Raw genomic sequence first — 26,401 nt, 5'->3', positions numbered from 1 at the left:
CGCACAACGGGACGTTAAAGCGTCTCATCCAATTTTCGCTGCCGTCGTAAATTTTTTCGTCAAAAGGGGGCCCAATGACGTTCACCGATACCTGTCGCCGCAGCCTGCTGGCCGGCTCCGCCACCCTTGCGCTCGCCATGGCTGCCACGGCCACCCCGGCGCTGGCCGTTGTGCCCAACGAGAACACCACCTCGGGCAACATCGTCGACAACCCGGATGAATTCCGCGGCGTCGGCATGATCGTCACCAATGTCGTGGGCCAGGGCGGTATCGGCATCTGCACCGCAACGCTGATCAACCCGCGCACCGTGCTGTTTGCCGCGCACTGCGTGAACACCCGCCCGGAAACCGGCTATGACCAGACCACCGTGCGCGCCGCGGTGTCGTTCAACGTCAATGCGCTGCCGGGCATCCAGAGCTGGTTCGCCAACACCCGCACCAACACCGCCCAGCGCGTCTACAACATCAACCGCATCTTCTGGGACGCGCGCTCGCGTCAGAATCCGGCTGCCAGCGGCTTCATCGAAGCCGACATCGCGCTCGCCAGCCTTGATACTCCGGCGGTCGGCCTGCCGACCTGGGCGATGCTGTTCAGCACCCTGCCCGCTCCGGCTTCGATCGATCCGGTGCGTGGCACCGGCTACCAGGTCGAGATCGTCGGCTACGGCGGCACCGGCAACGCGACCCAAGGCGCGGTTTCGGGCATCGACTTCCGCCGCCGCGCGGCCGAGAACATGCTCGGCGGCTTCATGTCGCTGTCGGATCGCAACGCCGTGATCTTCGGCGCTCCGAACACGCTGACGCAGAACCTCTACCACCTCGATTTCGACTCGCGGAACCGCAACTTCGCGACCGACATCAATGCCCACCGCGATGCGGCCCTGCCGAACGAAGGCACCACCGCAGGGGGCGATTCGGGCGGTCCGCTGATCCTCGATTCCTCGACCAACACCCTGTCGAACGAAGACCTCGTGATCGGCGTGCTGTCGGGCGGTTCGCGCTTCTTCGGCAACCAGCCGTTCAGCTCGATCGGCACCACCAGCTTCTACCAGCCGCTCTCGCTGTTCTGGCAGTATATCGTCGCCAACAACCCCTACCGCTACGTCGGCACGGTGGCCGGTGACGGCAACTGGGAAGATCCGAACCGCTGGGTCACGCTGCTCGACCCGATGTACCGCGTGATCAACGCCAATGGTCAGGTCGTGAACGGCCTGCCGACCACGCCGGAACTCGGCCTTGGCGGCACCGGCGGCGATTTCGGCTCGGTCTGCATCGAATTCGAGAACCCGAACGATTTCTGCACCGACACCCGCACCGGCGTGACGACCAGCACCGCTCCGCCGGCCAATCCGACCAATGCCGCGACCGAAGTCGACTTCTCGCCCTTCATGAACGGCGGCGAGCAGCAGGACGCAGGCACCGCCCCGGCGCAGGTCGCGGGCGCACGTGCGGTTGCTCCGGCCAACACCGGCCGCACCGGCACCGAGCTGACCGTGCAAGACATGGCGCTGCCCGGCTTCGCCACTGTTCCGGGCGCGCCTGAAGACGCTGCGATCACCGCCACCGCCGTGGTTCCGACCGATGCTTCGGCGAGCGCGATGCTGGAGACTTCGGAAGAGACTCCGCAGAACGGCACCGCGACCCTGCCCGCCCCGACGCTGGCCAATGGTCTGCCCGGCGCGACCGGCTTCATCGCCAACAACGTCAACCCGGTGGTCAGTTCGACCAACCCGGCCGCCAACGTCCTGCCGCGCTACTTCGACGTGACCCTCAGCCAGAACGGCACCACGACGCTCAGCAGCACCGTCACCATCGATCGCCTGACGATCCGCAACAATGCGGGCCTAAATGTCGCGGCGGCGGGCAACCTCACCTCGCTGATCGACATCAACCAGTTCGGCGGCCGCGTGAATGTGGCGGGCGCGGTGACCTCGGTGGGTGACTACACGCTGTTTGCGGGCATGATGGAAGGCACCGGCATGATCACCGCGCCGTTCCTCACCAGCATCGGCGGCACCTTCTCGCCCGCCACCATGGGCACCACCGGCACGCTCAACGTCACCGGCAACCTCGTGATGGCTTCGGGCACGACCTACCTCGCCGACTTCACCGGCGCGGGCGCGTCCGACCGGATCGCGGTGACGGGTGCGGCCAATGTCGGCGGCCTCGTGGCGCTCGGCGGCGGGCTGACCCAGCAGGTCAACGGCCAGGGTCGCCGCTACACCATCCTCACCGCCACCGGTGGGGTGACCGGCACCTTCATCAACACCACCATCTCGCCGATCCTCAAGCAGGTCTTCGTCTACCAGCCCAACGCGGTGCTGATGGAGATCACTGCGGCGAGCTACAACACGGTGATCAACCAGAACGACAAGATCCAGACTGCCTATGCGCAGCTGTTCGACCAGAACCGCCCCAACGCGGCGCTGGCCGGCCTCTATGGTCTGGACTTTGCCACCACCGACACGATCCGCTCGACCTTCCGCAACCTTGCTCCGGTGAGCGAGCAGGCGGTGCGTTCGCTCGCGGCGCAGAACGTGAACCTGCTGCAGAACTTCAACGACCAGCGCATGCGCGAGGCTGATCGTGCCCGCGCCGGCGGCAAGATCGCGGTGAGCGGCGCGCCGATGGGCGTGGTGCAGGCCGGTCTTGCTCCGCAGGGCCAGCCGGTCGGTCTGGAAGTCATGGCGCTCCAGAGCGCCGGAGAAGAGACCGAGCTCAAGGACGTGAACCTGCCCGAGAACGTCGCGGCGTTCATCTCGGCCGGGATCGTGGCCGGCAACGTCAATTCGCTGCCGGGCTTCACCCAGAAGAGCGAAGTGAACGGCCTCTACGTCGCAGGTGGTCTGGAGTTCTATCCGGGCGACAAGACCATGGTCGGCCTGTCGGGCTACTTCAGCACGCTCGAAGCCGATGCGCCGCTCGGCCAGCAGGTCGACAGCGAAACCTATGCCGTCTCGCTCTACATGCGCCACAAGTTCACCGATGGTCCGGTGGTCGACGGCCAGTTCTCGATGGCGAACATGGGCTTCGACACCCAGCGCAACGTGCCCTTCCTGGCGGGCTTCCAGAGCCTCACCTCCTCGACCGACGATCTGCTGGTCTCGGGGGCGCTGGGCCTGTCCTATGACATCGACACCGGCATCGGCACGATCTCGCCGGGCGTCGAGGGCCGTTATGCCAGCGTCGATCTGAGCGCCGCGCGCGAGACCGGCGGCATCGCCGCGCTGCGCTTTGATCGCGAGAGCTTCAAGAGCACCCAGGCGCGCTTCGGCTTCGATTTCGAGAAGGAATCGAGCATGGTGCAGATCAACGCCACCGCGCAGCTGGTGTGGGAGTTCGAGGAAGGCCCGCAGCTGGTCGGCGCCAACTTCGCGCAGGGCATCGGCCCGAATGCGAACTTCGTGCTCGAAGAGGCCGATCACACCTGGGGCGAACTCGGGATTTCGGCGACCGTGGGCGATGGCCCGCTGGTGGCGAGCTTCGGGATCGACACCACCGTCGGCCGCGACACCGCCGAAGCCCGCGTGTTCCGCGCCACTGCAACCTATCGCTTCTGAGCGACGGCCACAGGCACAAAAAAGGGGGCGTCCGCGAGAAGCGGACGCCCCTTTTTTGTCGGGTACAAGGTGGCTTTAGCGGATCGTCAGCATTCCGCGCCGGCCCACCGCGATAAAGCTCGCCGCGAGTGCCAGCACATAGAAGATGGTCAGCAGATCGAGCGGCGCAGGCGCGGCCACGAAGCCGAGATGCGCGAGGATCGCCCACATCCCGATCACCACCAACGCCATGGTGTAGCTGATAGTGCTGCCTTCGAGATTGACCGCCAGCATCAGCTCGTCACTGGCGCGGTAGACGATCACCGACAGCGCGGTGCCCGCCAGCAGGCCGCCAGCGCCGATCACCAGCGCGGCGGTCTGCGGCAGCGGGCCATCGGGCGCCGCCAATGCCAGCGCCAGCAGGGCGACGCCCCACAGCAGCATTGCCGCGCCCGACCACATCAACACCCGCTTCTGTTCGCGCAGCTCGTCGGCATCTTCGACATTGAGGAAGCGCGCGCCCAGCCCCGGGCTCGCCGTGCCCAGCAGCATGCCGATTGCTATCACGCAATAGAGCACCGCCACCAGCGCCGCGATGCTGGCCGACAGGTTCAGCCCGCCCACCGCGTCGCTATCGATGAAACGCATCATCGCGAAACTCGCGCTACCGCCGGCCACGCCGCCGATCAGCGCCGGGATCACCAGCTTGCGCATCACGCGGCTGGATTGGGAGGTCTGATTCTCGCTCGTCATACTTCGGGTTCCCATTGATCGATGAACAGCTCGGGCACTCCCACGCCGAACAGCCGCGCCATGCGCAGTGCCAGCGGCAGGGAGGGATCATACTTGTCGGTCTCAACCGCATTGATCGTCTGGCGCGACACGCCGAGCCGGCGGGCAAGCTCGCCCTGGCTCCAGCCCTGCGCCTCCCGATAGTGCTTCACGCGGTTTTCCAAGTCGTCTGATCCGGTGGCTGGTTGATGGACTGCCTCCAGAGCGCGGTTTGCCGGTGAACCGAATCAATCCGCGCCCTGACAAGAGCTCTTTACAGTCAAGAACTCTTGTCAGTCAAGAACTCTTGTCACCCTCTCTGCCGCGCGGGCGAAAAGGCATTTTCCTACTCGCCCGCCTTGTGCCTAATTGCCGCGCCTCACCGCTGTTCACCCCGATGAGGAGGCCCTGCCATGCCCTATCAACCCGCCACTCCCCTGGTCTCGCTGCTGCGCAAGCTGGCCGCCCTGCCCGCTGCGGCAAGCCGCGAGAGCGCGCCCGCAGCGCCCGCCAATCCCGCGGCGGTCGGCCCGGCCGGGACTGCGCTGATCAAGCGGTTCGAAGGCTGTGCGCGGCTGCGGCCTGACGGAATGGTTGCAGCCTATCCCGATCCCGGCACCGGGGGCGAGCCCTGGACGATCGGCTGGGGCGCAACCGGCAAGGATCATTTCAACGGCGGCAGGATCGGCCCGGCGACCATGTGGACGCAGGCACAATGCGACGCGCGGATAGCCGCCGATCTGGGCCGCTACGCCGCCGATGTTGCCGCCGCCTTGGGCGATGCGCCGACCACGAAGGCGCAGTTCGATGCGCTCGTCGCCTTCCACTACAACACCGGTGCCATCGCCCGCGCCACCCTGACAAGGAAGCACCGCGAGGGCGCCGCACGCGAATTCGCGCGCTGGAACCGCGCCGGGGGCAAGGTGATGAAAGGCCTCGTCCGCCGCCGCGCCGCCGAGGCAGAGCTTTACCTTAGCGACCCTCAATAATCCCGGCTGATTTCCACCAGCACCGAATCGCGGCCGATGGTCGACACCGTGCCCAGCAGGGAAAGCCAGCTGGTGATGCGATATTCGACCTGCGTGGCGCTGTAGCCCTGCCCGTCGGTCACCAGTTCGACATAGATGCGGCGGGTGATGTTCTTGCCCACCGCCACGCCGACCTCGCGCCCGATCAGCGGATCGGCGCTGATGATGCGCAGCTGGTCGAGCCCGATCGAGCGGCGCAGATCGCCGATCGGATCGAGCCCCGCGCCTCCGCCCTGCAAGGCCGCCAGCGCTGCCGCCAGCTGCAAGGCGTCGGTTGCCGAGAGCGAGGTGACCGATCCGCCGAACAGCAGGCGCGCAACGATCTCTTCCTCCGGCAGGGCCGGATCGGAGGAGAAGCCGATCAGGGGTGACTGGGCATTGCCGCTGATCGCGATATCGACATTGGTGCCGCTGCGCGAGGTTTCGGCAAGGATGTCGAGCCGCGGATCGATCGGCCCGTTCTCGTCGAACAGGATGCGCCCGCGGGTGAGTTCGAAACGGGTGCCCGCGAAGGTATAGTCGCCGCGCACCAGCCGCGCCGTGCCGCCGATGCGCGGATCATCGACCGTGCCGCGCAGAGCGATGTCGATGCCCCATTCGCTCTCCAGCCCCAGCCCGTCGACCTGCACCCGCGAGGGAGCCGAGGCGTTGACGAGATAGCGCCACGCCACATCGCGGCCCGAGACCCGCTCGCGCGTGCGGCCATCCTGGCCATTGATCTCGCGTGTGCCGATCTGCGGCAGGGCGACATCCTCGGCCGCCATGCCCAGCGCCCAGCGCGCGCGGTCGATGGTCACCCGGCCCGCGATGGTTCCGCCGCGCCCGTTGGAGACGATCCGCAAGGGGCCGGTGATGGTCGCCTCCAGCCCGTTCGCATCGAGTATCCGCGCATTCTTCGCCGCGGCGCGCAGATCGAGGCTAGGCCCGCGCGTGGCGCTGATTCCGGCGAGATCGATCGTGCCGCTGCCGTTCACGCTCCCGCCGCCCGGCGTGGTGCCGGCAAAGCGGGTCAGCTCCAGCCGCGAGCCGGCAAAACGCCCGCGCGCGGCGACCTTCTCGATCCGCGTGCCGGAGAGCGCGCTCGATACCTTGAGCGCATCGCTCGCCAGCGCGCCGGTGATGCGAGGCTCGGCCAGCGTGCCGGTGGCGCGCGCGGAGATGGTGACGGGGCCGGTGAGATCGAGCGCCTCGATCGCCGCCAGCCGCCACAGTGTCTCGGCCGCGCCTTCGAACATCAGCCGCCCTTGCAGCCGCCCTTTGAGCAGCCGGTCAGCCAGCGCGCGTTCGTCCGGAAAATCGGTGATGCGCAGGGCAATATCGCCGAGCCGCGCCCCGCCCTCGGTCAGGCGCCCGGCAGCTGTGAGGCGCTCGGCATTGAGATCGATCACCCCCAGCACGCCGACGGGTTTGGACGACAGCACCAGTCCGGCGCGGCTGAAACGGTCGATCTTTACTTTCGCCGTGGCCGTCGGCGCGGCCTCGCCCGTCTGGCGGTAATCGACCACGCCCGACAGGCGCCCGCCAAAGCCCAGTTCCGCGCCCGCCAGATCGAGCAGGCGCAGCGGCATGCGCGCAAACTTGAGCTGGAGCGCGGTCTCCCCGCCGCCAAGCTCGCCCTCGATCAGCGCATAGCCGCCCGCAAAGCCGATCTGCGATTGCGCCAGTTGCCAGCCGCCATCCTCCTGCCGGCTCAGCACCGCGCGGCGCGGCATGGTGATCGCCTCGCCCGCAAACTGCCCGCGCGCGACCGCCGCGATCTGGTCGGCCGCGACGTCCGCATCGAAATTGAGCGCAAACCGCTCGCGCCGCCTGCCCGCCACCCCGCCGGTGACCTTGCCTCTGCCATTGTCGATATCGGCCTTGGCCTCCAGCGTGGCGAGGTAAAGCGCACCATATTCGAACCCGCTGGCGCTGATATCGGCATCGATGCGGGTGTCGTTTTTGGCATAGCGGCCCGTGGCGACAATGCGCGCGCGATCAATGCTGATCGGCACCGCTCCGCCAAAGCTCGCCTTGCGCGCCGTGAGATCGACCGCGAAGCCCAGCGCATCGCCGCTCTGCGGGCGGAAAGACAGCGTGCCATCCAGCCCGCCGCCTGCCAGCGCGAGATCGCCCGAGATACCTTCGTCACCCAGCACCACAGCACCCCTCACCTTGGTGCGATAGACATCGAGCCGCTCGATCCCGATCCGCGCAGGGCCGGTCTCGGGCAAGGTCAGCCCCAGCCGCCCGTCAAACCGCCCGAGCAGCGATCCGCCCTCGACATCGAGCGCAAAGCCCTGTTCCGAGGGCGCGACAGCGATGCGGACATTCTCAAGCCCCGCGGCGGGATAGGGATCGGCCAGCACCAGCACCCCGCGCGGGCCATCGGCGGCGATCTCGGCGTCGAAGGTGAAGGGGCCATATTGCGCCTGCTTGCCGCTGCCGGCGAGCACGGTGCGCGCGCCGCCGGGGCCGGTCACGATCTTGCTGTCGAGCCTGGCATTCAGCCGCGCGCTCTCCCCCACCACCTCGCGCAGCACCAGCGGCTGGTCTGCGCCGATGCCGAGCATCCCCTTGAAGCGCAGCGGATCGCCCGCGAGACCGGCGATGGTGTCATTGCCGATCTTCGCCAGCGTGCCCGCCAGATTGGCGCGCAGGCTCCACGGCACGGAAGGGCCGAACTTGACGAGGATCTTGGCATTGGCAGTGACCTCGCCCGCGCCGTCGACCTTGAGGNCGCGCGCTGCCACCGGACCGGCGATAGCATAGGCTCCGGCGCGGATATCGCCGCGCAGCGCGAGCGTGCCTTCGAGGCCGGGGAAGCTCACCCGTCCGGCATCGATCGCCAGCTTCTGGCGCGCAAAATCATAGGTCAGCGCGCCCGCCAGCTTGCCTTTGACCAGGCGCGGATCGGCATATTGATTGCCGGTGGTGATCCGCTCCGCCGTCACCGCCAGCGGCACCGCGATCATCTTGCCATCGAACTGCGCAAGGCCCTCCTGCACCAGCCCTGTGGCCTCGACCCCGTTCGCCAGCAGCCGCCCGACCGCAAGGCGATGATCAATCGCAAGGTCGCGGAAATCGCCTTCGATATCGGCGGCGATGCGCGTATTCTCGAACCGCCAGCCCGCACCCAGCAGATCGGGATCGCGCAAGGCAGCGCTGGTGCGCGCGCCTTCCACTCGGTTTTCCGCCAGATCGACCACGCCTGCGCCGCGCAGATCGAGCGCGCGGCTCACCAAAGCTGCGCGGCCTTCCAGCACGCCATCCTCCAGCGTGAAACTGGCCGCGAGCGCGAGCTTCTCGCCCACCGCGCGGGCCAGCAGGCTCTCCCCCGCCAGACCCGGACGCACCCGGCCCAGCACGCCGATCTTTCCGGCGGTATTGGTGACCTGAAACGCCGCCACCGCCGGGCCGCTCACCGGCTTGCCGCTGCCCTGCTCCAGCTGCCGCGCCACCGCCCAGCCGCGCCAGCGCTGCCATGTCCCGTCGCCCGCAATCCGCGCGTCATACCCTTGCGCAAACCCCGCCAGCCCCGCCAGCACGCCGCCCGCAGGCGCGCGGTATTCGCCTTCGAGATCGAAACGGTCCCCGTCCGGCTCGGCATCGAGCAGCAGCGCGATCCGGTCACGCTGGCCCAGCTCGGCCTTGGCATCCACCAGCGCGCGGCCTTCGCGGATGTCGATCTGCGCCAAGGCGTTCACCCGCTCGGCACGGGCCGTCGCCACGCCTTCCGCGATGACGAGGTTCTCAATCGCCAAGCGATCCACGCGGATATCGAAATCGGGCAACAGCGGCGCATCGGGATCGCCGGGGAGCAGTTCGGGCAGCCGCGTCAGCCGCCCGCGCCGCGCCGTCAGCTCGCGGATATCGAGCCCGCTCCACAGCCAGTTCAATGGCCGCCATTCGAGCGCGACTTCGGGGATGGTGAGGAACACGCCCTTGGGATCGCTCACCCGCACATCGCGCAGCACCGCCTTGCTGTAGATATCGCCCTCGATCCGTCCGACCGCAAAGCGCAGGCCCGATGCCGGCGCGACGGCCGCGATCTGATCGGCGATGTAGCGCTTGCCGATGGGGGTGGAGAGGAAACCCGCCACCAGCACCAGCGGTGCCAGCAGCAGCGCCAGCGCCCAGCCCAGCCGCTTGCCCCAGCGGCGCTTGTTGCGCACGGCGGGCGTGTCCTCCCCCGCGTCCAGCACGGTGTCCCCGGCCTCTGCCATCAGAAGGCCTGCCCGAGGCTGACATAGACCACGACGGGACTATCGAAGGGGGTGGGATTGAGCGGTGCGGCGACATCGATGCGGATCGGGCCGAAGCTGGTCTTGTAGCGGATGCCCACGCCTGCGCCGACCTGGATGAAGCGGAAATCGGGGGTGGAGCCGAGCGAGACCGTGCCCGCGTCGATAAAGGGCACCACCTCGACCGCGCCGCCCAGCAGCGGCGTTTCGATCCGCGCTTCCACCGAGGCCTCGACCAGCGAGCTCCCGCCCACCGGCTCGCCGCGATCATTGCGCGGGCCGACGCCCTGGAAGCCGTAGCCGCGCACCGATCCGCCCCCGCCCGAATAAAGCCGCCGCGAAGGCGCGACATCGACGCGGCTGGCGCCCTGGATGCTGGCGGCTCTGAGGCGCGCGGCCAGCACGGTCGAGCTCACCTGTTTGTAGATGCTCGCATCGGCCTGGGCGCGGACATAGAAACTGTCGTCCCCCTCCGAACGCGAGACTTCAGGCGCGAGGAAGAAGGTGGCGCGATAGCCGCGGCTGGGATCGAGCAGATCGTCGCTCTGATCGAGGGTGATGTTGCCGAACAAGCCGCCGATCCAGTAGGTCTGGCGCGGCAGGGGGATGGTGCTGCCCCGCGCACGCCGGTTGCGTTCGTCGGAATAGACCAGCTCGCCCCCCAGCTGCCAGCTGACCGGCTTCTGGAACAGGATGTTGGAGACCTTCTCGAAGGTCGCGCGCAGGCCGAAGCCGCGCGAATCCACCGCGAGGGTCTTGATATCGCTGGCATAGAGATCGGCGGAGAGGATCTGGTCGCGCCCGCGGAAATTGTTGCGGCGCACGCCGATGCTGGCCAGCGCCTCGCGCGTGCCGAGGATGCCGCGCAGCCGCAGCGCGCCTTCGGGCGGGAAAATGTTGCGATGCTCCCAGCGGCCCTCCAGCTTGAAGCCGTCCTCGGTGCCGTAACCGATTGCCCCCGCAATGGTGCGCAAGGGTGCGCGCTCCAGCGCCACATCGAGCGCGACCTCGCCCGGCTGGCCATCGGCAGGGGGCGTGGTTTCACTCGGAGTGATCGAGACGCTGGTGACAAGGCCGGTGGCGATGATCGCGCGCCGCAGATCGGTCTCCATGCTCTGCTGGTAGACATCGCCCGGCGCAAAGCGGGCAATGCGCGCTAGATGGCGGCCGGAGAGGAACTTGGGATCATTGCTGGTGACCGGCCCGAACACATATTTCCCGCCGGGATCGACCGCGAGGGTGAGATCGCCCTCGGTCCGGGCGTGATCGATCAGCAGATCGGGATCGCCGAGCTTGGCGAAGGGATAGCCGCTTTCCCCCAGCGCCACGCGCAGCTCCAGCTCGCGCTCAAGGATGCGGTCCGCATAGAGCGGATCGCCCGCGGCAATCGCGAATGCGGCCCTCAGGCGCGTGCCGTCGGGATCGGGCATCTGCGACAAGCCCCCCAGATCGACCGCGCCGAACCGGTAGCGCGTGCCGGGCAGCAGATCGAAGCGCACGGAGGGCTCGATGGCGGCGTCGGCATCGACGAGCGTATCCTCGCTCGCACTATCCTCGCCCGCGCGCCGCCCGCCGGAAAGCTGGCGCACCACCTCGCCCGCGTAATAGCCATAGGTGCGCAGCATATTGCCGAGCAGCTCTTCATCCGCCCGCGCCCGCGCGGCGACCAGCGGCGCGCTGTCGGCCCCGCCATCGAGCCCGCGCACAGTCGAAAGCTGGCGGAAGCGCTCGATGAATTCGCGCTGTTCTGGAAAGGCACCGGGCGCAGCGGGGAAGCCGAGCACCAGCGTGTCGCTGATCCGCACATCGGCGAGTTCGGGCAGCTCGCCGGTGACCGGCATGGCGATCGCAGCCAAGGCCTCGACTTCGGGATCGGGGGTCAGCGGCTCGGGCAATTCGAGCGCGAAATCGGCAAAAGCGGCGTCGATTGCGTCCTGGAGGCCGGGTGGAGGGGCGGGAAGGAAGCCACTTGACCCCTCGATGACCCCGACTTGGGGCGGGTTTGACCCCGCCTCAGCGGATGTTTCACGTGAAACATTTGCCTCTTCCGGCCCCTGCGGCGCGCCGCGGGTGGCCCAGCCTTCGGGATCCGCGACCGCTTCGGCCGGGATCAGCTCGTCCAGCGTGGCGGGGACCGGGGGCGGTTCGGGCGGAGCGGTGATCGCGGCGGGCGGCGGGGTCTCGCTCTCGTCCTGTGCCTGCTGCGCATGGAGCGGCGCTGCTGCCAGCGCGACCGGCGCGAGCCCGGCGGTCAGCAGCAGACCGCGCTTTATCGAAAGGCGCGTGTCAGCTGCCCGGGAACTTGACGGGCTGGCCATCCTTGCCTCGGGCGCCGGCCAGCGACGCGTCCTGCGGCTGGCGCGGCGCTGTCGCCGCGGCGATCAGCCGGTGCTGTTCATCGGAGTCCATCAGCTGCCAGCCCTCACGCGTCAGACGCTCGAGCGGGCGATAGCGGACCTTGTACTGCATCCGCGGGCTGCCTTCGACCCAGTAGCCGAGATAGACATAGGGCAGGCCTTCGGCGGCCGCGCGGCGGATGTGATCAAGGATGATGAAGCTGCCCATCCCCGCCCGGCCTTCGAGATCGGGATCGTAGAAGGAATAGATCATCGACAGCCCGTCACCCTGCCGATCAGTGAGGCAGGCGCCCACCAGCCGACCGGGACGACCGCCCGGCCCGGGCAGGCGATATTCGGTGACGACCGAACTGACCGGCGTATGCTCGATCATGTCGGCATAATCGAGCTCGTCCATCGCCGCCATGCCGCCATCGGGGTGGCGTGCGCCGAGATATTTGGCGAGCAGGGCGAATTGTTCATCCGTCGCCCAGGGGCGGCATTCGGTGACGATCAGATCATCATTGCGCTTCAGATCGCGCTTCTGCGTCCCCGAGGCGCGGAACTGGCTCGCCACCACCCGCACCGAAACGCAGGCCTGACAATCAAGGCAGGAGGGACGATAGGCAACCGTCTGGCTGCGGCGGAAGCCGATGCGGCCCAGCGCCTCGTTGAGCTGATCGGCGTGGGCGCCCTTCAGCTCGGTGAAGACCTTCCGCTCGCTGCGCCCGGGCAGATAGGGACACGGTGCCGGGCTGGTCACGAAGAACCTCGGGAAGCGGATCGGTGCCGTCACGTGCGCGCTCAGTCCTCTTTGCCGGTTGCTATGGCCCCGGAATCACGGGGTGCGATGCATGGTTGCTGAGAACTTTATGCATGCACGCGTGGTTCGGTAAAAGTCCCTTAACCACGAAACTGCGCGAAATATCCGTCACTGTGGACAAGCGGGGGCGCGAATTGCTGCCGGAATGGCGCAAAACGGCACGCCCCGCTGGCGCAAATGCGAAAAAATGACGGCTTAGCCGAGCTCGACGAGCTGCACCGAATAGCCATTGGCGCGCAGACCCTCGACCAGCCGCTCGACCTGCTCGGCATCGCGGGCCTCGCATTCGATATCGGTGATCAGGCCCTTGGCCGGCAGGGTGGTGAAGATGCGTTGGTGGTAGATCTCGATGATGTTGACGTTGTGCTCGTCGAACAGGCGCATCACCCGGAACAGCGCGCCCGGGCGATCCTGCAAGGTGATCCGCAGCCGCGCGAGGCGGCCCTGCCTCGCCAGATCGCGCAGAAGCACATTGGCGAGCAGGCGCGTATCGATATTGCCGCCGCACAGCACCAGCCCGATGGTCTTGCCGGCAAAGCGCGAGGGATTGCTCAGCACCGCCGCCAGCCCCGCCGCGCCCGCGCCTTCAACCACGGTCTTTTCGATCTGCAGCAGCAGCGCCACCGCCTTTTCGAGCGCGGGCTCGTCCACCAGCAGGATGTCATCCACCCGCTCGGCAATCACCTTGGAAGTGAAATCGCCCGGCACCTTGACCGCGATGCCTTCCGCCAGCGTATCGCCGCCGCAGGGTAGGCTCGCGCCCTTGATCTTGTCGAACATCGAGGGGAACAGCGCGGCCTGCACGCCCACTACCTGCATGTCGGGATTGGCTGCCTTGGCAACCGTCGCCATGCCCGAAATCAGCCCGCCCCCGCCGATCGGGGTGACGATGCAATCAAGATCGGGCTTCACCGCCAGCATCTCGAGCGCGACCGTGCCCGCGCCGGCGGCGACATGGGGATCATCGAAGGGGTGGACGAAGGTCAGCCCCAGCTCGACTTCCAGTTTGCGCGCATAGGCATAGGCCTCGTCGAAGGTCTCGCCCTCCAGCAGCACCTTGCCGCCGACGCTCTCGGTCTGCATCACCTTCACCGTCGGCGTGGGCTTGGGCATGACGATGGTGACCGGCACGCCCAGCCGGGTGCCGTGATAGGAAAGGCCCTGCGAATGGTTGCCCGCCGAGGCCGCGATCACGCCGCGCGCGCGCTGTTCCTCGGTCAGTTGCAACAGCGCATTCAGCGCCCCGCGCTCCTTGTAGGCGGCGGTGAACTGGAGGTTCTCGAACTTCAGCCAGATATCCGCGCCGGTGATCTGCGACAGAGTAATCGAATGCATCATCGGGGTGTTGACCACCGCGCCGGCAATGCGCTGCGCGGCGGCGCGCACGTCGTCGATGGTGAGATCCGCCGGAGTGGCGGCGGCGCCCTTGGGGTTCGATGCTGCTAGCTGTGTCGACATAACCTGCGCGGATTAGGCGCTCGGGCGCGCAAGGGCAATCGCCTGCGCGCGGATTTCGTATGCGCACGCAGGCGTTGGCAAGTGCGCGGCAAAGCGATAGCAAGCCCGCGCCTCCATCATCCTGCCTGCAAGGATCGCCATGTTCCGCTCTGCCGCCTTTGCTTTTGCCGCCGTCTCCGCTCTCGCGCTTGCTGCGCCCGCCTGGGCTGACACACTGGTCGACAATGTCGACGGGGTGACGATCGACGAGGCGGGCAAGGTCAAGCGCTTCACCGGCCTCGTGTTCGACGAGGAAGGCAAGGTGGTGGCCGTGCTCGCGCGGGGCGAGGCGCGCCCGCAGGTCGATTACCGGCTCGATGCCAAGGGCCGCGTGATGCTGCCCGGCATGATCGACGGCCATTTGCACGTGATGGACATCGGCTTTGCCGCGCTGACGCTCGATCTGTCGGACACCAATTCGCTCGAAGAGGCGCTGGCCAAGATCAAGGCCTTCGCTGCCGAGAACCAGGGCCGCCCGTGGATTCTCGGGCGCGGCTGGAACCAGGAGAAGTGGGGCCTCGGTCGTTTCCCGACCGCCGCCGAACTCGATGCGGTGGTGTCCGACCGCCCGGTGTGGCTCGAACGCACGGACAACCACGCCAATTGGGGCAACACGCTCGCAATTACCACTGCGGGGATCACCGCCAAGACGCCCGATCCCGCTGGCGGGCGGATCATCCGCGATGCCAAGGGCGCGCCCGCCGGCGTGTTCGTCGACAAGGCGGTTCAACTGGTGGGCGCGGTGGTTCCTGCCCCGCGCCCGGAAGACCGCGATCTTGCTTTCGCCAAGGCGCAGGAGGTGCTGCTGGCCAAGGGCGTCACCGCGGTTGCCGACATGGGCACCAAGGCCGCCGACTGGACCAGCTATCGCCGCGCGGGCGACGAAGGGCGGTTGCAGGTCCGCATCATGTCCTATGCCGACAGCTTCGAGACGCTGGAGCTGATGGCGGGGCCGGAACCCACCGGCTGGCTTTATGATGACCGGTTGCGGATGGGCGGGATCAAGTTGTTCCTCGACGGGGCGCTGGGATCGCGCGGGGCGAGCCTCAAGGCACCCTATGCCGACGAGCATGGCACCCGCGGCCTGCCGCTGCTCAGCCCTGCCCAGCTCAGAAACATGATGAGCCGCGCGAGCATGGACAATTTCCAGACCGCCGTTCACGCCATCGGCGATGCTGCCAATGCCGAGGTGCTGGCCGCGATCGCGGAGCTTTCCGAAAGCTACAAGGGCGATCGCCGCTGGCGCATCGAACACACGCAGATCGTCGATCCCATCGACCTGCCCAAGCTGGGAGAGCACGGGGTGATCGCGTCGATGCAGCCACTCCACCAGACCTCCGACCGCCTGATGGCCGAGGCACGGCTCGGGCCCGACCGGCTGGCGGGCGCCTATCCGTGGCGCAGCGTCGTCAGTGTCGGTGGGCGGCTGGCCTTCGGCTCGGACGCGCCGGTGGAACCAGCCGACCCCTGGGCCGGGATGGCTGCCGCGATCAGCCGCACCGATGCCAGCGGACAGCCTTTCGGCGGCTGGTTCCCGCAGCAGACCGTGACGCGCGAACAGGCGCTGGCAGGCTACACCTCGGGCGCGGCCTATGCGGGCTTTGCCGAGGGGCGCTTCGGTCGCCTGATCCCCGGCGAGCGCGCCGACTTCCTGCTGGTCGACCGAGATCCTCTGATGAGCGCGCCCGACGCAATCCGCGACACGAAGATCCACGAGGTGTGGATCGGCGGGGTGAAGGTGCGTTAATCATGCGGGTTCGCTAACGCGAACCGCAGACCGCCCGCCCCGCCTCCCCACCCGGCCACCAATGATACCATCAGGCTATGGTGGCCGGGTGGGGAGGCGGGGCGGGCGGTCTGCGCCACCGACAGGTGGCCGAAAACAAAACGCTACTCCGCCGCTTGCCCCTCGGCAGCCGCTTCAACCTCGCGCGCGGCCTTGTCGGCGGCGACGGCCTTTTCCTGGAAGCGCATCAGCAGCAGCGAGGCTTCGAACAGCAACCACAGCGGCACCGCCAGCACGATCTGCGAGCCGGGATCGGGCGGGGTGACGATCGCGGCGATGATGAAAATGCCGACAATCACATAACGCCGCGCCGCCACCATCTGCGCGCGGCTGACAATCCCGGCGCGGTGGAGCAACAACAGGAGCACCGGCAAGAGGAAGGTCAGCCCGAAGGCGAGGATGAACTGCATCACGAGGCCGAGATAATCGCCGGCGCTCGGCAGGGCCTGCACCTGAAGACCGCCCGCCTCTCCGCCAAAGCCGAGGAAGAATTTGAAGGCGACCGGCATCACCACGAAATAGGCGAGCGCTGCGCCTGCGCCGAACAGCACGGGCGTTGCGAAGAGGAATGGCAGGAACGCCTTCTTCTCGCGCGCATAGAGCCCCGGCGCGACAAAGGCCCAGAGCTGGTTGGCGATCACCGGAAAGCTCACCATGAAGCCGGCAAACAGCGCGACCTTCAGCTCGACGAAGAAGACTTCGGGCAGCTTGGTGAAGATCAGCTGGCCCTCGCCATCGGGGAAGGCCTGCTTGAGCGGCAGGACCAGGAGGCCGAGGATTTCGTCGGCGAAATAGAAGCAGATCGCAAAGCCCACGCCCAGCGCCAGCAGCGCGCGGATGACGCGGGTGCGCAGTTCGATCAGGTGATCGAGCAAAGGCTGGCGGGTCTCGTCGAGATCCTTCACCTCAAACATCGGCGCTGCCCCTAGGCGCTTCGACAGGTGCTTCGACCGGTGCGGGGCTCGGTGCAGGTGCAGGTTCGGCTGGCGGAGTGTCGACCGGAGGCGGCCCGGTCATCATCGGCGCGCCCGCTTCAGCTTCGGTGAGCGCGGCAGAACGGCGCATGATTTCCTCGTTCTGCGCCTTCCACTTCTTTTCCATGTCCTCCAGCTCGGCCTCGCGCACCATGGCGTCGATGCCGGAGCGGAAATGGGCCGACATGCGGCGCATCTTGCCGATCCAGCGGCCCGCCGTGCGCATGGCGAGCGGCAGGTCCTTCGGCCCGATCACGACGACCGCGACGATCAGGATGACCAGCAGTTCTCCGATGCCGATGTCGAACATGACAAGGTGCGGCCGCGCCGCCTCCTAACGAGGGGCGAGAAATCAGGCGCCGGTGGTGTCGGTCTTGTCGGCCGCAGCGGCCGTTTCCGCCGGAGCGGCAGGCGCTGCCGGAGGCTCGATCCGGGCCGCCTTGGTGACGGTGTCCTCGGTTTCGTTGAGGCCCTTCTTGAAGCTCGAAATGCCCTTGCCGAAATCGCCCATCATCTCCGAGATGCGGCCGCGTCCGAACAGCACAAGCACGATCACGAGCACGATGACCCAGTGCCAAATCGAACCAATACCCATTGTCTCAACTCCTGAACTGCGCACCGGGGGAGCAGGCCTTGTCAGCCGGGGCGGCGCATGACCGGGCCAGACCCCGGCGGGTTACAACGCAGCATTTAGGACAAGCCTTCGCGAAATGCGAGTCAGTCCGCCAAATTCTCGTCGTCCCCGCTATCGCTTTCGTCGGGTTCCTCGTCCGGCTCGAAGCGCATCTGCGCCTCCAGCGCCTCGTCGACCGGATCGAGCAGGCCGGCGGCGCGCAATTCGTCGATCCCGGGCAGGTCGCGGCGGCTTTCAAGGCCGAAATGATCGAGGAAGGTCGGCGTGGTGGCGTAGATCACCGGACGGCCGGGAACCTCGCGGCGGCCCGCAGGACGGATCCAGCCTGCCTCCATCAGAACGTCCAAGGTGCCCGCACTGGTCTGCACGCCGCGAATGGATTCGATTTCGGCGCGGCTGACGGGCTCGTGATAGGCGATGATCGCCAGCACCTCGGTCGCCGCGCGGCTGAGGCGGCGCACCTGCTCCTTCTCGCGGCGCAGCAGGTGGGCAAGATCGGGCGCGGTCTCGAAATGCCAGCGGCTGGCGCGCTCCACCAGATCCACGCCGCGCGCGATGTAATGGCTCTGCAAGCTCGCGAGCGCGCTGCGCACATCGGCAGGCTCCAGCCCGCCGAGATGGGCAGCCAGCGCCTCGACCGTCATGGGCTCCTCGGCGGCGAACAAAGTCGCCTCGATCGCGCGTTCGAGGGTGCCCAACTCTTCGCTCACGCGGCAACGCCCTGCTTCAGGCGGCGGATACGCAAGGGGGCAAAGGTGCCGTCCTGATCGAGTTCGGCAGTCCCGCGCTTGGCCAGCTCCAGCGCCGCGACGAAGCTCGATGCCAGCGCCGAACGCTTCAATTCGGGCGAGGCATGGGGCGGCAGGAAGTCGCGGATCTCCATCCATTCGAGCGTCACGCCGAGCATCGAGGACACGCGTTCCAATGCGGAATCGAGCGTCATCACCGGGCGGTTCGCCACGTGGTAGATGCGCGGCGCGGTGCGCGCCTTGACCTGCCCATAGGCCTGCATCAGCGCGAACATGTCCGAGCGCCACAGGATCTTGCGATCGGTGCGAAGGCCCTCAGGGGCCCCGCGCAGGAAGACATCGCGCCCGATCCGGTCGCGCGCCATCAGCCTTGCGGCCGCCTCGCGCATCGCGCCGAGGCGTTGCAGGCGGATCTGGAGGCGCAGCGCGAGTTCTTCGGGGCTCGGGTCTTCCTGCTCGTCCTTGGGCAGCAGCAGCGCCGATTTGAGATAGGCGAGCCAGGCCGCCATCACGAGGTAATCGGCGGCGAGTTCCAGCTTCAGCGCGCCGGCCTTCTCGATGTAGCCGAGGTACTGGTCCACCAGCGCAAGGATCGAAATCTGGCGCAGATCGACCTTCTGCCGCCGCGCCAGATCGAGCAGCAGATCGAGCGGGCCTTCCCAGCCATCGAGCGCGATGTAGAGCGCATCCGTGTCCGGCTTGGCCGGATCGGGCGGCGGGAACATGAAGGGCTGATCGAGATCGCTCATGCCGCAGCGCCCGCAAGCGCCAGCAGCGCGTCGCGCTTGGCCAGCAGTTCGCCCTGTTGAGGCGCAATTTCAGGGGCAATGCGGGTGGGTGCGAGGGCGCGGTCGAGCCGCGCGGCGGTCGCAGCCGACATGGCGGGGAGCACCGCGCAGATGCCCTCCATGTCGTCCATCTTGGCCCAGCAATTGAGGATGATGTCGCAGCCCGCCGCATGGGCGCGCGCGGCGCGTTCAGGGATGGTGCCGCCCAGCGCCTCCATGTCGATATCATCGGTCAGCAGCAGGCCGTCAAAGCCGATGCTGCCGCGGATCACATCGCGGATGATCGCAGGCGAAAGCGTCGCCGGGTTTTCCGCGTCCCACACAGGAAACACGAGGTGCCCCGTCATCCCGATCAGCGCGTGATTGAGCGTGCGGAACGGGGCGAGATCATCCTCCAGCTCCGCCGCGCTGGCCGAGACTGTCGGCAGGGCCTTGTGGGTATCAACGTCCGTCCGGCCATGCCCCGGCATATGCTTGACGCAGCCGGTCACGCCGCCAGCCGCCAGCCCTTCGAGCACGGCGCGGCCAAGGGCTGCGACCTGCATGGGATCAGCCCCGAAAGCGCGGTCCCCGATCACGTCATGCGCGCCGGGAATACGCAGATCGAGCGGCGGGTGGTAATCGACCGTGATGCCCATCGCCGAGAGTTCGAGCCCCATGGCGGTGGCATTGGCCCGCGCCGCCTCGATCGCGCTGGCGGGCGCAATGTCGTAGAGGCGGGCAAAGGCCTCTCCGGCGGGGTAAGGCGACCAGTGCGGCGGACGCAGGCGGGCAACGCGGCCGCCTTCCTGATCGATCGAGACCAGCAGGTGCTCGCGCCCGTGGATGGACCGCAGATCATCGGTGAGCGCGCGCAATTGCTGCGGGTCCACGCAGTTGCGGCCGAACAGGATATAGCCCGCCGGATCGGCCTCGCGGAAGAAGGCGCGCTCGTCAGCGGTAAGGTGCGGGCCGCCGAGGCCGAAGATCGCCGGAATCATGCATGCAGCCTTGCAGGCAAGCCCGCATCAGGCAAGCGGGCTAACCATCCGGAACGGGGAAAAGCGCGCCTACTTGACCTGGCAATCGAGCCCGTCGGCCTTGAGCGCGCCGCACAGGCGCTCGGCTTCGGCGCGGCTGCCGGCGACGGCCTGCAGGCGGAACACCGTGCCGATATCCACCTTGCCCTCGATCACGCGGTGCTTCACGCCGGTCAGCGCATCGGTGCGGCGGGCGAGATCGACCCAGCCCTGTTCGGCCCGGGCGCGCGAGGAATAGGCGGCGAGCTGCACGCCCACGCCCGACATGTCGACCGGCGCGGCAGAGGCGGCGGGCTTGGCGGCGGCAGCAGCGGTCGCCGAAGCGCTCGGCGCAGGCTTGGGCGCGGCGGGCTTGACCGCAGGTTCGCCCACGACAGCCTCGGTCGAAGCCCCCTCGCCCACCAGCGGCGCGATATTGCCCGTGCCGGCAAACTGCTTGCCGCCCGGATCCTCGGGACGCTCCTTGATCGGACCGGCAGGCGCTTCGATGATGCTGCCATCGGCCACCGCCTCGACGTTGGCCGAGCGGTTCGTGACGAACCACACCGCACCCACGACCACTGCGAGCAGCAGCAGCAGCACGCCCGCAAAGCCGAGGATCTGGCCCATGTCGAGCCCGCCTGCGTCCTCGTCCTCGGCATCGGATTCCAGCCACGGCAGATTGTCCGTGTCGGCCAGATCAAGCTCGCCGTCGAAGCCGTCCAGCTCCTCGTATTCCGCATCGACCATCACGACACCACCAGCCCCCCAAAGGCCAAATTACATGCTTTCCACCGCCTCGACGCCGAGCACGCCGAGACCATTGCGGATCACTTGCCCGATTGCCTGCGCAAGGAAAAGCCTCGCCGCAGTCAGTTCGGTGTCTTGTTCCACGATGAAGCGCTTTTCCGGACGGTCATTACCGAGGTTCCAGTAGGAATGGAGATCGGCGGCCAGATCGTAGAGATAGAAGGCGATCCGGTGCGGCTCGCGCGCACGCGCTGCGGCTTCGATCTCGCGCGGGAACTGCGCGGCGCGGGCGACGAGCGCGAGCTCCTCCGCCCCGAGCCTGTCCAGCGCAGCATCGGACGGGGTCACGCCCAGATCGGCGGCCTTGCGCAGCGTCGAGCGGATCCGGGCATGGGCATATTGCACATAGAACACCGGATTGTCCTTCGAGGCTTCGACCACCTTGTCGAAGTCGAAATCCATCTGCGCATCGGGCTTGCGGGTAAGCATGGTGAAGCGCACCACGTCCTTGCCGACCATCTCGACCACATCCGCCAGCGTCACGAAATTGCCCGCGCGCTTGGACATCTTGAAGGGCTGGCCGCCCTTCATCAGCTGCACCATCTGGACGAGCTTGACCTCGAAGGGCTTCGGCGCCGCGCCGTCCGCGCTGGTGAGCGCAGCGACGGCAGCCTTGATCCGCTTCACCGTGCCGGCATGGTCCGCACCCCAGATATCGACCAGCGCGTCGGCATCCTGTGCCTTCTGGAAGTGGTAGGCGAGGTCCGCGCCGAAATAGGTCCACGCGCCGGAGGACTTCTTGATCGGGCGATCCTGATCGTCGCCGAACTTCGTCGAGCGGAACAGCGGCAGCGAGACCGGCTCCCAGTCCTCGGGCGGGGCCTTGCCCTTGGGCGCTTCGAGCACGCCGTCATAAACGAGATCATGCGCGCGCAGCCACGCCTCGGCGGCATCGACCTTGCCCGAGGCCTGCAATTCGGCCTCGGAGGAGAACAGGTCGTGCGCGATGCCGAGCGTCGCCAAGTCCTCGCGGATCATGTCCATCATCGCCGCGACCGCGCGGGTGCGGAAAAGGATCAGCCAGTCGGCCTGCGGCGCGGCGGCGTATTGATCGCCGAACTCGGCGGCGAGCGCCTCGCCCACCGGCTTCAGATATTCGCCCGGATAGAGACCCTCGGGAATGGTGATCTCTTCCCCCAGCGCCTCGCGGTAGCGCAGGTGCACCGAGCGGGCGAGCACATCGACCTGCGCGCCCGCATCATTGACGTAATATTCCTTGGTGACCTTGTGGCCCGCAAATTCGAGCAGCCCGGACAGCGCATCGCCCACCACCGCGCCGCGGCAGTGGCCCATGTGCATCGGGCCGGTGGGATTGGCCGAGACGTATTCGACATTGACGCGCGTGCCACCGCCCATCCCCGAGCGGCCATAATCGTTGCCGAGCTGCGCGATGGCAGCGAGCTCCTCCAGCCATGCCACGGGCGCAAGGCGCAGGTTGATGAAGCCCGGGCCGGCAATCTCGGCGCTGGTGATCGCGGGGTGAGCCGAAAGCTTGGCGGTGATCGCCTCGGCCAGTGCGCGCGGGTTCAGCCCGGCGGGCTTGGCCAGCACCATCGCGGCATTGGTCGCCAGATCGCCATGCGACGGATCGCGCGGCGGCTCGAGCGTGACGTTGGCAAAGGACGTGCCGGCAGGCAGCGTGCCCTCGCCGACGAGCTCGGTCAGCACGGTGTCGATCAGCGCCGCATAGGCGGCGTAAAGGGTCTTGGGTTGGGTCATCGTGGTCTCGTGCGGATTTGCGCGGATGCAAAGAAGCAAGCGGGGTCCCGGGTCAAGCCCGGGAAGGCGTAGGATTGAAATCCCCTCTCGACGCCGCAGGCGTCGCGAGCGCAAGCGCGCGAGCCGCAGGTGCCCCGTAGCGGAGCGGAGGGAACAGCACCGAGGACGCGGGCGCGGAGGCGCCCGCGAAAAACTAACGCCTGACGTTATAGGCCAGCTGGTCCTCGGTCAGCTGGAAGCCGACGAGCATTTCGAAGCGGGTGCGGGCAATCGCCGCCTTCACTTCGGGATCGGCCAGCGGATCGAGCGCCGCATCGACATCGCCGGCGCGACGTCGTCGGGTAATCTTCTCGCGCACATCCTCGGGCAGCGCGGCATCGGCGCGGTTCACGAAGGAGCCGACCTTGGCGGTCGCCACGGCGCGCTCCTGCCCGTCGGCGAAGGTCAGCGTGACCTGGCCCACGCGCTTGCTGACCACGGCATTGCCGCCGCGCAGCACGGTGACGAAATAGGGGAGCGAGACCGTGCGGCTGCCGCGCACATCGGCGCGGCGGGCGTGAACCTCGAAGGTGCCCTCGCTATAAACCTGCTCCGCGCTGTCATTGCAGCTGGCCCGCAGATTGGTGATCGCGGCGCTGATGTCGAGGCTCGCGGTGCTGCGATCCTCGCCCGGCGCGAAGGTGGTGATATCGCCGGTATAGTCGGGAATCCCGACCGCAGGGCACGTGCTCAGCACCGAGGTGATGCCGACGCCCTGATCGATAACCAGTTCGCCTTCGCTAGCACAGCCGGCCAGCACCGCCACTGCGGCAAGGACAGGAAGAACGCGGGTGCGAGACATCATCAGGGGGGCCGTCCTCGAAAAACCGATCCATTTGCGCAACAGCTTGCGCAACCACGCCCTAGCGAGACGCGCCGCAAAGCGCTAGAGAGGATGACATGAACGCGTCCTTTCCCGTTTCGCCCCCCGGTTCACCCGATGCCGCCGCCAATGTGGCCGACCGTCCCGACCTCAATCTGCTGATTGCCGCCCCGCGCGGCTTCTGCGCCGGGGTCGACCGGGCGATCGAGATCGTCGAGAAGGCGCTCGAGCGCTATGGCTCGCCGGTCTATGTGCGCCACGAGATCGTCCACAACAAATATGTCGTCGAAGGGCTGAAGGCCAAGGGCGCGATCTTTGTCAAGGAACTGGACGAAGTGCCGGACGATGCCCCGGTGGTGTTCAGCGCCCACGGCGTGCCCAAGGTGGTGCCGGCCGAAGCCAAGCGCCGCCAGCTGCTCTACGTCGATGCCACCTGCCCGCTGGTGAGCAAGATTCACCGTCAGGCCGAACGCCAGATCGAAAAGGGCCGCCACATCATCTTCATCGGCCATGAAGGCCACCCCGAGGTGATCGGCACCATGGGGCAGGTCGAACCCGGGCAGATGACCCTCGTCGAGACCATCGAGGATGTCGACAAGCTGCCCTTCGATGCGGACGAAGAACTCGCCTACCTCACCCAGACGACGCTTTCGGTGGATGACACGCGCGAGGTGATCCAGGCGCTGGAATGGCGCTATCCCAACATCTCAGGCCCGCGCGCCGAGGACATCTGCTATGCCACCTCGAACCGCCAGGCAGCGGTCAAGGAACTGGCGCATGACTGCGATCTGGTGCTGGTGATCGGCGCGCCCAATTCGTCCAATTCGCTGCGGCTGGTCGAGGTGTCGGAACGGCTGGGCACGCCTGCCAAACTGATCCAGCGCGCGAGCGAGATCGACTTTGCATGGCTCGAAGGGGTCGAGACGCTCGGCCTGACCGCCGGGGCTTCGGCGCCTGAAATCCTCGTGCGCGAAGTCGTCAGCGCCCTCGCGGAGCGGCGGACGATCCACGAGAAGGAAATCACCGCCACGGTCGAGAAGATGGTGTTCAAGCTCCCCCGCCAGCTGACCGAATAACGCCGGAGCGGGGCGGATGGCGGTCTATACCCATCTCGGGGCGGAAGACCTCGCGCGGCTGATCGCGCAATATGACGTGGGCGATCTGGTATCGGCCAAGGGCATTGCCGAGGGCGTGTCGAACTCCAACTGGCTGGTCGAGACGACCGGCAACGGGAGCAGCGGCACGCGCTTCATCCTGACGCTCTACGAACGGCGGATCGACTATGCCGATCTGCCCTATTTCCTCGACCTGCTCGATCATCTCGCCGAACGCGGATGTCCGGTGCCGCGCACCATGCATGACCGCGAAGGCGCATCCTTCCGAATGGTCGAGGGCAAAGCCGCCGCGCTGATCGAATTCCTGCCCGGCGTCTCGCCCACCCGGCCGACCGCCGCACAGGCGAAAAGCGTCGGCGCAGTGCTCGCGCAGCTCCACCTTGCCGCGCGCGATTTTCCGCGTGCGCGCGCCAATGCGATGGATTTTGCCGCCAGCGCCGCGATCCTCGATGCGTGCGGGGCCGACCGGCTGGCGACCATAAATCCCGCCCTTCCCCCGATGCTCCCGCAAGCCGAGGCCGCCGCCGCGCTCGATCTGGCCGCCCTGCCGCAATCGCAGACCCACACCGATCTCTTCCCGGACAATGTGCTGATGCTGGGCGATCAGGTGACGGGCCTCATCGATTTCTACTTCGCCTGCACGGGGCCGATGGTGCTCGATCTGGCGGTGACCCATGCCGCATGGTGCTTCGACAGCGACAACCGTTATGCCCCCGCGCTCGGCTCCGCGCTGATCGCGGGCTACGAAAGCGTCCGCCCGCTGGAGCCGCAGGAGCGCGCGCTGTTTGCGCCGGTGGCAAAGGGCGCCTGCCTGCGCTTCGTCGCCAGCCGCGCCGAAGACTGGCTCGACACGCCCGATGATGCGCTCGTCACCCGCAAGGACCCGATGCAATTTGTGGAACGCTGGCGGTTTTACGACACTGAGGGCGCCGCGCTGCTTGCCTGACGAGCGCTCACGCCCCTAGGGCTCACCCGATGAGACAGGTCGACATCTTCACCGACGGTGCCTGCAAGGGCAATCCCGGCCCGGGCGGCTGGGCCGCGATTTTGCGCAGCGGCGGGCACGAGAAGGAGCTGGTCGGCGGCGAGCCCGAGACCACCAACAACCGGATGGAAATGACCGCGATCCTGCGCGGCCTGTCGGCGCTGAAGGAGCCCTGCGCCGTCACGGTCCACACCGACAGCCGCTATGTCATCGACGGCATGACCAAGTGGATCTTCGGCTGGCAGAAAAAGGGCTGGGTCAACGCGGCGAAGAAGCCCGTCGCCAATGAAGACCTGTGGCGCGAACTGCTCGCCGCAGCACGGCCGCACAAGCTTTCATGGGAATGGGTGAAGGGCCACTCGGGCCACCCCGAAAACGAACGCTGCGATGCGCTTGCGAGTGCCGAGGCCGCACGGCAGGCGGATCCGGGTTCAGCATTTTCGCACTGATCTCTCCTCGTCATTGCGAGGAGCCGTATGCGACGAAGCAATCCATTGACCGGGCGCGCTTCAGGCGGAAACCTCAGGCCATGGATTGCTTCGCGACGCTCGCAATGACGAGCGAACAGTTGGCGTCAAAAATCAGCTGTTGTCTTCGACCTCGGCGTCGGGGCCGTTCTTCTTGATCGAATCGATTGCGTTCTGCGCGCTGGCCTTGCTCGAATAGCCCTGCGTCGAGAACATCACTTCCGAATTGTACTTGAACCGCACGCGGAACTCGCCGGCGTTATCCTTGTAGATCTCGAACTTGTGCGCCATCGGGCC

Annotated in this window: 22 protein-coding genes; 6 read left to right on the top strand and 16 right to left on the bottom strand. The window is 67.2% G+C overall.

Annotation, left to right across the window (positions count from 1 at the left end):
* The first annotated feature begins 74 nt into the window (after nt 1-74).
* Entirely contained in the window at nt 75-3,560 is a 3,486-nt protein-coding gene (locus tag RSE14_RS13800) for an autotransporter domain-containing protein (protein WP_324074596.1), read from the top strand.
* 75 nt (nt 3,561-3,635) lie between these two features.
* Here the strand turns inward: RSE14_RS13800 and RSE14_RS13795 are convergent, their stop codons facing one another.
* A complete protein-coding gene (locus tag RSE14_RS13795; RefSeq protein WP_324074595.1) occupies nt 3,636-4,292 on the bottom strand; it encodes a hypothetical protein in 657 nt (218 codons plus the stop codon).
* Complete coding sequence (locus RSE14_RS13790) at nt 4,289-4,495, bottom strand: helix-turn-helix transcriptional regulator (protein WP_324074593.1); 207 nt, start codon at nt 4,493-4,495, stop codon at nt 4,289-4,291. The genes RSE14_RS13795 and RSE14_RS13790 overlap by 4 nt, the downstream gene beginning before the upstream one ends.
* A 228-nt stretch (nt 4,496-4,723) precedes the next feature.
* Between RSE14_RS13790 and RSE14_RS13785 the strand changes: the two genes are divergently transcribed.
* Nucleotides 4,724-5,299 (top strand): lysozyme, encoded by a 576-nt coding sequence (locus RSE14_RS13785; RefSeq protein WP_324074591.1) that lies wholly within the window; start codon nt 4,724-4,726, stop codon nt 5,297-5,299.
* Here RSE14_RS13785 and RSE14_RS13780 read toward each other — a convergent pair.
* The 4 genes from RSE14_RS13780 to RSE14_RS13765 all read right to left on the bottom strand — a co-directional run bounded on the left by RSE14_RS13780 (nt 5,293) and on the right by RSE14_RS13765 (nt 14,178).
* Complete coding sequence (locus RSE14_RS13780) at nt 5,293-9,543, bottom strand: translocation/assembly module TamB domain-containing protein (protein ID WP_324074589.1); 4,251 nt, start codon at nt 9,541-9,543, stop codon at nt 5,293-5,295. The genes RSE14_RS13785 and RSE14_RS13780 overlap by 7 nt on opposite strands.
* Entirely contained in the window at nt 9,543-11,879 is a 2,337-nt protein-coding gene (locus RSE14_RS13775) for an autotransporter assembly complex protein TamA (protein ID WP_324074587.1), read from the bottom strand. Before RSE14_RS13775 ends, RSE14_RS13780 begins: the two co-directional genes overlap by 1 nt.
* On the bottom strand, nt 11,848-12,693 hold the full coding sequence (locus RSE14_RS13770) for an arginyltransferase (protein ID WP_324074585.1): 846 nt from the start codon (nt 12,691-12,693) through the stop codon (nt 11,848-11,850). The genes RSE14_RS13775 and RSE14_RS13770 overlap by 32 nt, the downstream gene beginning before the upstream one ends.
* 222 nt (nt 12,694-12,915) lie before the next feature.
* Nucleotides 12,916-14,178: a threonine ammonia-lyase gene (locus RSE14_RS13765; protein ID WP_324074583.1), complete on the bottom strand. Its 1,263-nt coding sequence runs from the start codon at nt 14,176-14,178 to the stop codon at nt 12,916-12,918.
* Nucleotides 14,179-14,317: 139 nt separating this feature from the next.
* On the opposite strand from RSE14_RS13765, the gene RSE14_RS13760 reads away from it, so the two are divergent.
* Complete coding sequence (locus RSE14_RS13760; protein WP_324074581.1) at nt 14,318-15,964, top strand: amidohydrolase; 1,647 nt, start codon at nt 14,318-14,320, stop codon at nt 15,962-15,964.
* 143 nt (nt 15,965-16,107) lie between these two features.
* On the opposite strand, the gene tatC is transcribed toward RSE14_RS13760, so the two are convergent.
* From tatC to RSE14_RS13715, 9 genes are all read right to left on the bottom strand, one after another.
* Nucleotides 16,108-16,917 (bottom strand): twin-arginine translocase subunit TatC, encoded by an 810-nt coding sequence (tatC, locus tag RSE14_RS13755; RefSeq protein WP_324074579.1) that lies wholly within the window; start codon nt 16,915-16,917, stop codon nt 16,108-16,110.
* Nucleotides 16,910-17,287, bottom strand: coding sequence for a Sec-independent protein translocase protein TatB (gene tatB / locus RSE14_RS13750; protein ID WP_324074577.1), 378 nt, complete (start codon nt 17,285-17,287; stop codon nt 16,910-16,912). The genes tatC and tatB overlap by 8 nt, the downstream gene beginning before the upstream one ends.
* 42 nt (nt 17,288-17,329) lie before the next feature.
* Nucleotides 17,330-17,572: a twin-arginine translocase TatA/TatE family subunit gene (locus RSE14_RS13745; RefSeq protein ID WP_324074576.1), complete on the bottom strand. Its 243-nt coding sequence runs from the start codon at nt 17,570-17,572 to the stop codon at nt 17,330-17,332.
* 122 nt (nt 17,573-17,694) lie between these two features.
* Nucleotides 17,695-18,321, bottom strand: coding sequence for an SMC-Scp complex subunit ScpB (gene scpB, locus RSE14_RS13740; RefSeq protein WP_324074574.1), 627 nt, complete (start codon nt 18,319-18,321; stop codon nt 17,695-17,697).
* A complete protein-coding gene (locus tag RSE14_RS13735; protein WP_324074571.1) occupies nt 18,318-19,109 on the bottom strand; it encodes a segregation and condensation protein A in 792 nt (263 codons plus the stop codon). Before RSE14_RS13735 ends, scpB begins: the two co-directional genes overlap by 4 nt.
* Entirely contained in the window at nt 19,106-20,128 is a 1,023-nt protein-coding gene (gene nagZ / locus RSE14_RS13730; RefSeq protein ID WP_324074569.1) for a beta-N-acetylhexosaminidase, read from the bottom strand. The genes RSE14_RS13735 and nagZ overlap by 4 nt, the downstream gene beginning before the upstream one ends.
* Before the next feature lie 69 nt (nt 20,129-20,197).
* The gene (locus tag RSE14_RS13725) at nt 20,198-20,896 is read right to left on the bottom strand and encodes an SPOR domain-containing protein (protein WP_324076933.1); all 699 of its coding nucleotides are present in this window, start codon (nt 20,894-20,896) and stop codon (nt 20,198-20,200) included.
* A 30-nt stretch (nt 20,897-20,926) separates the two neighbouring features.
* Nucleotides 20,927-22,675 (bottom strand): arginine--tRNA ligase, encoded by a 1,749-nt coding sequence (gene argS / locus RSE14_RS13720; protein WP_324074567.1) that lies wholly within the window; start codon nt 22,673-22,675, stop codon nt 20,927-20,929.
* A gap of 193 nt (nt 22,676-22,868) precedes the next feature.
* Nucleotides 22,869-23,519 (bottom strand): hypothetical protein, encoded by a 651-nt coding sequence (locus RSE14_RS13715; protein WP_324074561.1) that lies wholly within the window; start codon nt 23,517-23,519, stop codon nt 22,869-22,871.
* 95 nt (nt 23,520-23,614) lie between these two features.
* Here RSE14_RS13715 and ispH point away from each other — a divergent pair, with 95 nt between their 5' ends.
* The 3 genes from ispH to rnhA are packed head-to-tail and all read left to right on the top strand — an operon-like array spanning nt 23,615 to nt 26,086.
* Nucleotides 23,615-24,613: a 4-hydroxy-3-methylbut-2-enyl diphosphate reductase gene (gene ispH, locus RSE14_RS13710; RefSeq protein WP_324074558.1), complete on the top strand. Its 999-nt coding sequence runs from the start codon at nt 23,615-23,617 to the stop codon at nt 24,611-24,613.
* Between the two features lie 16 nt (nt 24,614-24,629).
* Nucleotides 24,630-25,598, top strand: coding sequence for a homoserine kinase (locus tag RSE14_RS13705; RefSeq protein WP_324074556.1), 969 nt, complete (start codon nt 24,630-24,632; stop codon nt 25,596-25,598).
* 29 nt (nt 25,599-25,627) lie between these two features.
* A complete protein-coding gene (rnhA, locus tag RSE14_RS13700) occupies nt 25,628-26,086 on the top strand; it encodes a ribonuclease HI (RefSeq protein ID WP_324074555.1) in 459 nt (152 codons plus the stop codon).
* A 132-nt stretch (nt 26,087-26,218) separates the two neighbouring features.
* On the opposite strand, the gene RSE14_RS13695 is transcribed toward rnhA, so the two are convergent.
* Entirely contained in the window at nt 26,219-26,395 is a 177-nt protein-coding gene (locus tag RSE14_RS13695) for a YegP family protein (protein WP_081095341.1), read from the bottom strand.
* Between the last annotated feature and the right edge of the window lie 6 nt (nt 26,396-26,401).

This window comes from Erythrobacter sp. (assembly GCF_035194505.1).
In the GTDB taxonomy this organism is placed as follows: Bacteria; Pseudomonadota; Alphaproteobacteria; order Sphingomonadales; family Sphingomonadaceae; genus Erythrobacter.
The sequence above is the reverse complement of the archived record's forward strand: the minus strand, read 5'-3'. Positions and strand labels throughout refer to the sequence as shown.